At 24.2% G+C, this 11,689-nt stretch carries 9 protein-coding genes; 8 read left to right on the top strand and 1 reads right to left on the bottom strand.

The genetic code is table 11. From position 1 onward, the window contains the following. Positions 1-73 precede the first annotated feature (73 nt). The 4 genes from D9T19_RS11450 to D9T19_RS11435 all read left to right on the top strand — a co-directional run bounded on the left by D9T19_RS11450 (position 74) and on the right by D9T19_RS11435 (position 5,084). The gene (locus D9T19_RS11450; RefSeq protein WP_121628373.1) at positions 74-1,768 is read left to right on the top strand and encodes a sensor histidine kinase; all 1,695 of its coding nucleotides are present in this window, start codon (positions 74-76) and stop codon (positions 1,766-1,768) included. Between the two features lie 31 nt (positions 1,769-1,799). Next, positions 1,800-2,474 (top strand): response regulator transcription factor, encoded by a 675-nt coding sequence (locus tag D9T19_RS11445; RefSeq protein WP_121628372.1) that lies wholly within the window; start codon positions 1,800-1,802, stop codon positions 2,472-2,474. 12 nt (positions 2,475-2,486) lie between these two features. Beyond that, positions 2,487-4,205, top strand: coding sequence for a sensor histidine kinase (locus tag D9T19_RS11440; protein ID WP_121628371.1), 1,719 nt, complete (start codon positions 2,487-2,489; stop codon positions 4,203-4,205). Between the two features lie 81 nt (positions 4,206-4,286). Continuing rightward, complete coding sequence (locus D9T19_RS11435) at positions 4,287-5,084, top strand: hypothetical protein (protein ID WP_121628370.1); 798 nt, start codon at positions 4,287-4,289, stop codon at positions 5,082-5,084. A 69-nt stretch (positions 5,085-5,153) separates the two neighbouring features. Here D9T19_RS11435 and D9T19_RS11430 read toward each other — a convergent pair whose 3' ends face one another. Continuing rightward, positions 5,154-6,341 carry a glycosyltransferase family 4 protein gene (locus D9T19_RS11430; RefSeq protein WP_121628369.1) on the bottom strand — a complete coding sequence of 396 codons (1,188 nt, stop codon included), beginning with the start codon at positions 6,339-6,341 and terminating at the stop codon, positions 5,154-5,156. A 117-nt stretch (positions 6,342-6,458) separates the two neighbouring features. Between D9T19_RS11430 and D9T19_RS11425 the strand changes: the two genes are divergently transcribed. The 4 genes from D9T19_RS11425 to D9T19_RS11410 all read left to right on the top strand — a co-directional run bounded on the left by D9T19_RS11425 (position 6,459) and on the right by D9T19_RS11410 (position 11,688). Then, positions 6,459-7,139, top strand: a complete 681-nt coding sequence (locus D9T19_RS11425) for a SapC family protein (protein ID WP_121628368.1) — start codon at positions 6,459-6,461, stop codon at positions 7,137-7,139. 127 nt (positions 7,140-7,266) lie between these two features. After that, complete coding sequence (locus D9T19_RS11420) at positions 7,267-8,628, top strand: SapC family protein (RefSeq protein ID WP_121628367.1); 1,362 nt, start codon at positions 7,267-7,269, stop codon at positions 8,626-8,628. Between the two features lie 10 nt (positions 8,629-8,638). Next, positions 8,639-10,381 carry a type I secretion system permease/ATPase gene (locus D9T19_RS11415; protein WP_121628366.1) on the top strand — a complete coding sequence of 581 codons (1,743 nt, stop codon included), beginning with the start codon at positions 8,639-8,641 and terminating at the stop codon, positions 10,379-10,381. Further along, positions 10,381-11,688 carry an HlyD family type I secretion periplasmic adaptor subunit gene (locus tag D9T19_RS11410; RefSeq protein ID WP_121628365.1) on the top strand — a complete coding sequence of 436 codons (1,308 nt, stop codon included), beginning with the start codon at positions 10,381-10,383 and terminating at the stop codon, positions 11,686-11,688. The genes D9T19_RS11415 and D9T19_RS11410 overlap by 1 nt, the downstream gene beginning before the upstream one ends. The last annotated feature ends 1 nt before the right edge of the window (position 11,689 follow it).

Raw genomic sequence — 11,689 nt, 5'->3', positions numbered from 1 at the left:
TTAAACTATTCTGATTTAATCTTACTTTAAAAGAAGTAATATTAAAGTATAATTCAAGCAATAAAGGAATAATTTGCGTTTAACTTACAAAATATTAATCTTACATATATTTACTGTTAGTTTAACACTATTATTTATGTTTTTGATATATGACTCTTATAAATTAAATCAAAATAATACATATAAAAATCAGATAAAACAAGTTGTTACATTAAACAAAGAATTTATGAATAAAAATATTTTGTATGTTAAAAAAGAAGTTAATAAGATTAAACCTCTTTTTTTAATGATCGAACAAGAGCTTAAAACTCTTGCTATTGATAAAAATATTAATATATTAGAATTACAAGAAAAGCTATCTAAGCAATTTGATTTAAATAAAAAACAACTTTCACTTGAAGTTTTTGCTTTAGATAAAGATTATAAGATAATTAATAGTAGTAATTCTTTTGATATAGGATATGATATTTCAATAAATAAAAATGAAAAAAACACTCTTGATATGTCTACAAAAAAAAATGTTTTAAGGCAATCAGCAGGAGTTTTTTTTGATGCGTTTGATCAAAATATTAAGAAATATGCTTTTTTTAAACTCAATGATTCTTCATATTTGGGAATAAGTATAATATTTAATTTTTCTCAAAAGCATAAAGAAGCTTTTAACAATTTGGTTCTTTCTCTTCATTCAAAATTAAATTATCGTTATGTAATTAATGATACAAATAATGTTGATTATACAATGGCTTTGTTTATAAATAAAAATGACTTTTCATCACGAGCAAAGTATTATGAAAAAGTTTATGAAAATAAAAATAAATCACCTAGAGACTTGTCTTTTATAAAAGCATCAAAAGAAGGTGAATTATATAATATTCAAAAAGAAAATATTCTTTATACTTATGTACCTTTACTTAATAAAGATAATAAAACTCTGGCTCTTTTTGCAGATGTTGTATTAGAAATACAATCAGATACTTTATATGAGAATATATTCTTTCAAAAAACTTATAAACATATCATCTATTTTATCTTGATGCATTTATTTATGGTTTTGATGATTTTCTATTTTACAACTACATATTATAATTTAGAAAAAGATTTGAAAAAAGCAATCATAAAAAATCAAGATTTAGTTAAATATAATAAAAACTTTATTGCAAATATGGTGCATCAAATACGAACACCTTTGGCTGTTATTATGAGTAATCTATCACTTTTAGAGTATTTTACAGATGATAAAAATAAATATTCTAATCAAATAAATGCATCTATTACAACCTTATCAAATTCATATGAAAATTTATCTTATATAAATTCTTATGATTTATTGTTGTACAAAAATAAAAGAATAAATATAAGTGATTTTCTTAAAAATAGAGTTAGTTATTTTGATTGTACTGCTAATGCTAATAAAATGAATTTAATTACAAATATAAGTGATAATATTTTTCTTAATATAAATGATATTGAATTTGAATGTATTGTTGATAATACAATAACTAATTCAATTAAATACTCTTATTTTAAAGAAAATATATATATAACATTAAAAAAGAATCAATCAAATGTGATTCTTAGTTTTAAAAATCGTGGATATGAAATAGAAAATAAAGAAACATTATTTAAAAAAAAGAAAAAAGAAAAAAATCAAGAAAACTTACATTTAGGCTTATATGTAATAAACTTAATAGCAAAAAAAAATGATATAAAAATAGTCTTTAAAAGAGAAAAAGATTTTAATATCTTTGAATATCATTTTAAAATATAAATAAAAAACAATAAAATAAAAAAGGTAAAAAATGAGCTTAAATGTTGTTATAATAGAAGATGATATACAACTAAATTTGGTTCTTTCAGAGTATTTTACTATGAAAGATTTTAAAACTATTTGTATACATGATGGAATGGAAGCTATAGAACTTATTGAAAATATCTGTGCATATAAAGTTAATTTGTATATTATTGATATAAATTTACCTTCATTTAATGGTCTTGATATTTTAAAGTATATACGAAAAACAGATATACATACACCTATTATTATAATAACAGCATCTTTAGAAATCCAAAACTTTACTGATGCTTTTGATTTTGGATGCAGTGAGTATATAAAAAAACCTTTTCATATAAAAGAGCTTGAAGTACGCATAAATAAACTTATGAATAATGATATTAAAATAATACATTTTTCTGATAATTTCTATTATAATGAGGATAATAAATCTTTTTTATATGAAAATGAGATTATAGAATTACGATTTAAAGAACAACGCCTAATAGAAATACTATTTCAAAATGCAAATAAACTTGTACCAACAGAAATTATACATGATTATGTTTGGGAAGGTGAAATTCGTGAGTTATATCCTTTAAGACAATTATTAACTGATATTAGAAAAAAACTCCCTATGGATATTATCACTACAAAGGTAAAACAAGGTTATATAATTAATACAAAAAAATATAAACATTAGGATATTTTTATAATGAAAAATAAATATTTTCTAATTTTATTGAATATAATTATTAGTTATGTATCACTTTATTTTACTTATACTCTTTATGAAAATTATAAAAAAGAGCAAGAAAGTAAAATTAATACATACTTAGATAAGCGTATTAAAATAAATAAAAGTTTTATCAAAAATGCTTTTGTAACAATTCATAATGAGATTGAGTCAAATAAAAAAATATTCTTACAAATACATAAAGAAGCAATAGAAATATTAAGAAAAGATGGAAAAATTAATATTGAAATACTTAAGCAAAAACTAGAAAAAAAATACAATATGACAAATGTTGATTTTCATCTTTTTTATATTAATAAAAATTATCTTATTACTGAATCAACTTATATAAATGATATAGGTTTTGATTTATCGCTTGTTCCTGATGCTCGTAAAGAGTTAAATCGAACAAAAGTTGATGGTTTAGTATACCAATCTAATACAATTTCAATTGATATTATAAATTCTAATGTAAAAAGTTATTCTTATGCTAAAGTTGATGATTCATTTTATTTAGAAATAGGTTTTATTAATTTTAATATAAAAGATATATTAAAAGATACAATGAAAAACATCCAAACTATAACAGATAAGAGAAGTCAACTTTATAGAATAGAACAAAAGTTAGATGATACGGAATATTATGATAATGTTCTAGATAAGAAAACACACTTATCAAAAGAAGATTATATAAAATCTAGAAAAAAATTTAATAAATATATAGTAAGTGATAATCCAATTATAAATTCTAATAGAAAAGGAAGGATAATAAAAAGAAATCTAGAAGATGCAATTGTATTTTATATTCCTTTAATTAAAAAAAACAATGAATATCTTGTATTAATGGGAGATTTTGTTTTGGAACTTTATATAGATATGAAGTATGAAAAACAATTAGATGAAAAAATAAGATTTTATTTTTATATTTTTATTTTAATTCATCTTTCTTTTCTTATAATACTTTATTTTTTTACAAAAAAATACCATATTTCTCAACTTGCATTAGAAAAAGAGAAAAAAGTAGAAGCATCAATTTTAGAAGAAAATAAAGAATTTATTATTTTGATGAAAGATCATATGCGTATGCCATTACGCGTTATTATGAATAATTTTTCATTCTTAGAAAAAGACTTATCAAAAAAACTTCACAAATATCTAACTCAGATTAATTCAGCTATTAATATGTTGAAAAAATCTTATGATGATCTTGAATATTTATCCACAGATAATCAAGTTATTTACAAAAGTACTTGTGTGAATTTAAGTTCATTTATACAAGAACGAATTGACTTTTTTTCTTCTATTGCACAAGTACAAAATCGTATACTAAATTATACTTTTGATAAAGATGTATATATAAAAATTAATAGTATAGAATTAGAGCGTTTAATTGATAATAACCTTTCTAATGCAATTAAATATAGTCAAAAAAATAGTACGATTTATGTGAAACTTTATAAAGTAGATAATCTCTTTTGTTTAAGTTTTGCATCTAAAGCAGAAGCCATTTCTGATATAAAAAAGATTTTTATAAAAAATTACCAAGAAAATAAAGATGCAAAACGTAGTTTGGGTTTAGGTTTAGATATGGTAAAAATAATTTGTATTAAATATAATATTTTTTATGAAGTAAAATATGAAGATGAAATGAATGTTTTTAAATACTATTTTAAAGAAGAAATAAAAAAACAAGAATAATCTTATATGACATAGATATGACAAAAAACTTATGTAGGTATGACATCTTTTTTATATAATTTAAAAAATAAAAGGAATTACATGAAAAAAATTATTACAATGACATTTGTTCTAGGTCTTTCAACTTTGAGTGCAGGTATGTTCGATAGTGTTGTATCAGGTATAGTTAATGATACTATTAATGGTGCAGATAACAAAGTAGAAAAAGAATTAAGTGTTCATTCTTCAGCTGAAGAATTAGGAAAAAGAAGAGTTCCTCACTCTACTGCAGGAATTTCTCAAGGTGCAACATCACTTAAAGCAGAAAAACCAGATTCTAGTTTAATTGCATTAACTAAATGTACAAATTTAAAAATATCAAATGTTATGCTAGGTTATGATGGAAGTTATACTTTTAAAGATGGTTTTAAAACAGAAAAACGTAGTGGATTTATAAAAAGAGAAAAAGGTAAAGTTTCAAATAATTGTATTTTACCATCTTTAAGTCCAGGTCAATCTGTATATTTAGAAGTAGATGCTAAAAAATTCAAAGCATTAGGTAACTCAAATAAATGGTCTATGCAATGTATAAGATCTGCTAATCCAGATGCAGGTACACTTGAAAATGAATACCCAAGAGAAGGATTCTTAAGTGAAAAAGCAATGATGCTTCATTGTGGTAATTCAGAAGGTATTAAAGAGTGTGCTAAGGGTAGTAATAGTACTAGAGCTGGCGCATGGAAAAAGAAACTTGATAAAAACGGGAAAAAGATGTTTAGTCTTAAAGCAATAAAAACTGCAATGGCTCCAAAAGGTGGAGAAAAGGTTTATTGTCAATATTATAACTCTGATTCTAGAAAAAGTTTATTTGCATTTGAATATATAAGAACAAAGTTTTAATATTTTGAGATTTTAGTACTAGGAAGTTGTTCTGTTATTATTATAATAACAGAACATACTAGTTAATATTTATGATAAGAGGCTATCAATCGTTTTAACTAACTTTTTTGTATTGTCATAAATGTTATGATGTTTATTGGCATGTTCTAAAGCTTTTTTTGAGTAATCTTTATAATACTCATCATCACTATAAAATCTAAGGATATTTGAGCCAATTTTTTCTATTGTCTTAATATCTACAAGTGTAGTATATGGTTCTTTATAAAATTCATCAGAAAAATTTATCAATAATCCACCTTTTCCAATCATTTCAGGAATCCCACCACTTGTACTACCAATTACTGGAATAGCATTTAGTTGTGCTTCGGCAATTACTCTTGGACCACTATCAAACCAAAAACTAGGTACTAAAAGCAATTTTGCTCTTGAGTAGACGCTCTTCATATCATAAGTATTCTCAGTTACAATAACATTTGGTAATGATTCTCGTTCATTTCCTAATTTTTTTGTAATATGTTTTAATATACTTTGCCAATTTCCTCTGGAATTAACAACTTCAAAAACTATATCTGAAGCAATTTTTTCAAGATAAAGGGCAAGTTGAATAACAAATAAAACACCTTTTTGTAAACTTGGATTTATAAATAAAATATTTTTTTTTGTGTATGTTTTTGAAATATACATATCTTTTGATAAAAAATCACCTACACAAGTAATATCATATCCTTCCCTTTGCTTATACATTTTACTCGTTGCAAGAGAATCTGTGATAATAAGATCAATATCTCTTATCCATCTTTTACCTTTAAAATTTGGATTTACTAGATAAGCCATTGTTGTTATATTTAGATTTTTTGCTTCTCTTGTAATATTTGAATCAAGTAATCCATCACCATAAGTAAAAACTAAATCTATTTGATAATCTTCTAAAATTTTACAATATTCTTGAAAAAAAATGTTTTCTTCGTAAGACATCATTTTTTCTCTTTTTATATCTTTTGTAACAAAAGTATTATGAATTAAATCTCCATCAAGAATCTTAATAAATTTATTAAGATTTTTTGCTGTAAATTCTTTGTGTTGTTGTATTTTTGACATACCCTCTTTTTTATCAAAGATTGTAGCAGACAAAATATGAACTGCATAATTAGATTTATGAAGTTGTTTTAGCATTTGCTTAACACTTAATGCAAAACCACTTGTAGTATCAAATAAATTTGTTGGACTTACCCATAGTATTTTTTTCTTATTTTTCATAAAATAATCTTATTATGTTTATACTTCATTTATTCTTTATTATAATTTTAAAATAATGATAAATTTTAATACTTATTTTTGTATAATCACTACCAAAATTTAATTACAAGGTTTCGTATGCAAAAAAATTTACAAGCATTAAGTCAAAACTTACATCAGAATCTAAAAATAAGTTCTGTAAAGTCTTATGAGTTTCTAAAGAGTCAAAACCTAATAAATATATTTGCAAATGAAGCAGACATAATTGCAAAAGATTTTCCAATCGTTTTTATTACAGGTGAAAAAACTTCTTTAATAGCAATAATTTCTATTGATGGAGTAAAAAATATAGCTTTAGGTAAAAAAAATGAGTGGAAAGGTTCATATGTACCAAGTTCTATAAAAACATATCCTTTTTTAACTATAGTAAATGAAAAGAATAAAAACGAAAGAATAATTCTTTTAGATAAAGATTCAGAACTTTTAGATGAAAATAAAGGTAAACCTTTATATACAAAAAAAGGTGAAGAATCAAAATATCTAAAAGATATAAAAGAACAATTACTTTTAGCAAGTGAACAAGAAATACATACACAAAAAATTATAGATATGTTAGATAAAAGTGGAATATTAGAAAATGGTTCTGTTTCTAGTAAAGAAGCTAAAAAAACATTGATTTCAGGATTTAAAATAGTAAATAGAAAAAAATTATATGAATTACCTGATAGTACACTTGCTTCGTGGGCTAGAAATGGTATTTTAACTTTTATTGATGCTCATTTAAAATCATTAAGCAATATTGAAAAACTTATAAAATAAATAATATAATTACTTCTCTTTACTCTGGTACTAATAAATTTTTTATTTAAATAGTGCCAGAGTGCTTTTTAAACAAAATTTAAGTTTTCTACACTATACTTTCATAAAATTTATTATAAAGATTATTATGGCTAGAAAACAAAGAGTTTTTGTAGAAGATATTCCTCAATATATTAAAATATCTGCTATAAATGAAATTGAGCTTTTTAAAGATGTAGATGATTGTAATTATTTTTATAATCAAGCATTAGAATTAAGTAAAAATTTATTTTTAGATATACATGCTTACTGCTTTTCCTCTAACACTATAGAATTTTTAGCAACACCAAAACAAGATAATACTTTATCTAAATTTATTCAAAACCTTAGTAAACGATATGTTGTATATTTTAATAAAAAGTATACTCGTACAGGAACTCTATGGGAAGGAAGATATAAGGCATCTTTGGTTGATGTAGATAATTTTTTATTTTTACTTATGCATCATATTGAATCAAAAAAATCACAAAGAAATAGTTTAGATAAAAATACAAAAAATATAAAAGACGATTTGATTATAAGTCATAAATCATATTTAGCTTTAGCTTCTAGTGCTGAAAATAGAGTAAATAAATATCAACTTGCAATCAAACAATCTTTTGATAGATATATAAGTTCTTGGTTTGATAATTCTATAAATAAACAAGAAGTTATAGGTAGTAATATCTTTATAGCTAAATTAGAAGAATTAACAGGGTTAAAACTTGTAACACAAAAAAAAGGAAGACCTCCAAAAAGGAAACAAATGTATGGAAATAAAATGTTATTAGATAAAGTAAAACACAAAGATTTAAAAATTAAAAAGTTACAAAATTTAAATTTTGCAAAAAACTTACAAGCTATTCCTATCTTAGAAATAGAGTTAGATAAGATTTCTCCATTTTTACCAATAGTTTTTGGAGGTGAAAATTATGATAATCTTCTAATTTTAACTTCCTTAGGTGGAGAGAATTTAGCTATAAATCCTCAAGGGAAATGGATAATTCCTTATATCCCAAATGAAATAAGAAAACATCCTTTTTCAATGGTTAATCATCCTTCTAATGTTGAACAACAAGTAATATTATTTGATGAAAAATCAGAGGTTTTATCATATGAAGAAGGCGAAGCTTTATTTACACCTGAGGGGAACGCAAGTGATAGATTAAATGAAATAGGTAGTTTTTTAAAAACTTCTATGCAAAATAGAGAAAAAACTCAAGATATTATAAAAGAGATAATTCAAAGTGGTATTTTAGATGAAAGAGAAATCGCTGTAAATGATGGTGAAATTAAAAATATTTTAGTAAAAAACTTCAAAGTTGTAGATATAGAAAAATATCATGCTTTAGATGATTCTATACTTGCTAAATGGGTTAGAAATGGAACAATAAAATTTATTGAACAGCATTTAAAATCACTTGATAATATAGAAAAATTATTTGATTTAGCAAATGCTAGACAACAATAAAGGAAAATAAATGCAAAAACCTGGTCAAATCTCAGAATTAAAAGATTCTATTTTTAAACTAAAAAAGTATTTCTTAATAGTAGGATTTTTTAGTTTTTTTATCAATCTTTTAATGTTAGTTCCACCCCTATATATGTTACAACTATATGACAGAGTTGTAACTAGTAAAAGTGTAGATACATTGATTTTATTAACAATGATTGTTGTAATACTATTTATTACTATGTCTCTTTTAGAAATAACAAGATCAAAAATTATAGTAAGACTTAGTAATAAAATTGATGATATTTTAACTGTTAGAGTATTTGATTCAATATTTTATCAAGCAAATAAAGATCCAGCAAGAGCTACTTCTTCTCCTATTTCTGATGTAACGCAAATGAGACAATTTATGACAGGAAATGGTCTATTTGCTTTTTTTGATGCTCCATGGTTTCCTATATATTTAGGAATTCTTTTTATATTTCATCCTTATTATGGTTATTTTGCAATATTTGCAGCAACTGTTTTAGTAATTGTAACTTATATAAATGAAAAACATACAAAAGAACCTTTAGGAAGAGCAAATGCAGCCAATAGAGGTACTTCTATTTTTGTAGAATCAAATATTAGAAATTCAGAAGTTATTCATGCTATGGGTATGTTACCTAGTATAAAAAAGACATGGAAAGAAAAACATGATGATTTTTTAACTCAACAAACTATTGCAAGTGAAAATGCATCAATTTGGACAAATAGTACAAAAACATTAAGAATGATGTTTCAATCACTTATGTTAGGTTTAGGTGGATATTTGGCTATTACAAATGAAGTTACTCCTGGTATGATGATTGCTGGTTCTATTGTTTTAGGAAGAGCTTTAGCTCCTTTGGATTTAATAGTAAATACATGGAAACAATTTTCAAGTGCAAGAACATCATATAAAAGAATAGATGAACTTTTAGAAAATTCGCCAGCTGATATTGAGTATATGCAACTTCCTGATCCTGTAGGTGAAATTAGTGTTGAAAATATAGTTTTAGTTCCACCAAAAGCTACAAAACCATCTCTTTTTGGTGTAAATCTTCAAATTGATAAAGGTGAAATAGTAGGTATTATTGGACCTAGTGCCGCTGGTAAATCAAGTTTAGCTCGAGCTATATTAGGTATTTGGCCATTAAATAATGGAAATGTAAGACTTGATAAAGCAGATATTAAACAATATGATAGAGGGTTTTTAGGAAAATTCATAGGATATTTACCTCAAGATATAGAATTATTTGAAGGAACTGTTGCTCAAAATATTGCAAGATTTACAGAAGTAGATTCAACAAAAGTTGTTAAAGCTGCACAAATGGCTGGTGTTCATGAAATGATTTTACAACTTTCAGATGGTTATGACACAGTTATAAATTCTTCTTCACTTTCAGGTGGTCAAAAACAAAGAATTGCATTAGCAAGAGCTTTATATGATGATCCTATACTTGTAGTTTTAGATGAACCAAATTCAAATCTAGATGATGTTGGTGAATTAGCATTAGTTGAAGCACTTAAAGCATTAAAAGAAAGAGGAACTACTGTTATTCTTATTACTCATAAAAGAAATGTTTTAATGGCAACTACAAAACTTGCATATATGAAAGATGGAAAAGTAGAATTATATGGTCCTACACAAGAAGTTTTACAAAAACTAGGGATGTCTCAACCTGCTGTAAAAGGGCTTGAAAATAAAGTAAAACCTAAAATACAATTAAGTAAACCAGGAGCTAATTAATGGAAAATGATAAGATTATAAGTAATCCAAATAATATTATAAAATTTGGATTTAGTGTTCTTTTTATAGTATTTGGATTATTTTTTGGTTGGATGGCGTTTGCTCCTTTAGCAATATCTATTGTATCAGCTGGTGAAGTTTCAGTTGATACGAATAAAAAAACTGTTCAGCATTATGAAGGTGGAATAATAAAAGAGATTTTGGTAAAAGATGGTGATTTTGTAGAAAAAGGCGAGTCATTAATTGTTTTAGACTCTACTCAAATAGAATCAAGTTTAAGAACAAATCAAAATCAATATTATGGTGTAATAGCAGCAGCTGCAAGACTTGAAGCTCAAAAAAACAAAAGTTTAACTATACATTTTCCTAAAGAGTTATTAGATAAAAAAGATGAAGCAAGTATAAAAACTATTATAGATAGTCAAACTAATATTTTAAGATCTAAACTAAGATCAGTAGAAGAAGAAGAATTAATAAGTAAACAAAAAATAATGCAATCTAAAAATCAGATTGCAGGTTTAAACTCTATTATAAAAAGTAATAAAGATAGATTAAAATCAATATCAACTGATATTAGTGCACAAGAAGAATTATTTGCTCAAAGATTAGTTGATATTCAAAAACTACAAGAGTTAAGAAGAGAAGAGATAAAAATAAAAGGTGATATTCAAAACTCTTTATCTGATAAAAAAAGATTATATGCACAAATTGAAGAGGTTAAAGGTCAACAAGAATTAAAAAATAAAGAATTTCAAAATGAAGTTTTAAATAGTATTGTTGAGTATGATTTAAAAAAAGTTGATTTACAATCAAAAATTACAATTTCAAAAGATCAATTAAAAAGAGTTAATATTACAGCTCCTGTATCAGGTTATATTATTGGCTTAAGTGCTCATACGATTGGTGGTGTAATAGATTCTTCAAAACCAATATTAAGTATTGTTCCAAAAGACAGTGATTTATTTATTTTAACAAAGGCTCAAACTCAAGATATTGATAAATTAAAAGTAGGGTTATTAGCAGATACTAGATTTTCAGCTTTTAATACTCAACAAACGTATACAGTAGAATCAAAAGTTATAAATATTTCAGCAGATGCTTTTGTTGATGAACAAAGTGGATCATCTTATTATGAAGTGAAATTAATATTAACAGAAGAGGGTAAAAAACAACTTAAAGAAAATGGATTTTATTTACTTCCTGGTATGCCAGTTGAAGCTATGATAAAAACAGGAAATAGAACTACTCTTAGTTATTTGATTAAGCCATTTGTTGATATGATTAGTAGAGCATTTAATGAGGAATAAT

The sequence above is a fragment of the Poseidonibacter antarcticus genome (assembly GCF_003667345.1).
GTDB classification, from domain to species: Bacteria; Campylobacterota; Campylobacteria; order Campylobacterales; family Arcobacteraceae; genus Poseidonibacter; species Poseidonibacter antarcticus.
This window is presented reverse-complemented; position numbering and strand designations above follow the sequence as displayed.

What these genes read in the sequence shown, in the direction of transcription:
- D9T19_RS11425 (WP_121628368.1), top strand. Translation starts at nt 6,459, where the DNA reads ATGCAAAAAAATTTACAAGCATTAAGTCAAAACTTACATCAGAATCTA.
- D9T19_RS11415 (WP_121628366.1), top strand. Translation starts at nt 8,639, where the DNA reads ATGCAAAAACCTGGTCAAATCTCAGAATTAAAAGATTCTATTTTTAAA.
- D9T19_RS11420 (WP_121628367.1), top strand. Translation starts at nt 7,267, where the DNA reads ATGGCTAGAAAACAAAGAGTTTTTGTAGAAGATATTCCTCAATATATT.
- D9T19_RS11435 (WP_121628370.1), top strand. Translation starts at nt 4,287, where the DNA reads ATGAAAAAAATTATTACAATGACATTTGTTCTAGGTCTTTCAACTTTG.
- D9T19_RS11440 (WP_121628371.1), top strand. Translation starts at nt 2,487, where the DNA reads ATGAAAAATAAATATTTTCTAATTTTATTGAATATAATTATTAGTTAT.
- D9T19_RS11410 (WP_121628365.1), top strand. Translation starts at nt 10,381, where the DNA reads ATGGAAAATGATAAGATTATAAGTAATCCAAATAATATTATAAAATTT.
- D9T19_RS11445 (WP_121628372.1), top strand. Translation starts at nt 1,800, where the DNA reads ATGAGCTTAAATGTTGTTATAATAGAAGATGATATACAACTAAATTTG.
- D9T19_RS11430 (WP_121628369.1), bottom strand. Translation starts at nt 6,341, where the DNA reads ATGAAAAATAAGAAAAAAATACTATGGGTAAGTCCAACAAATTTATTT.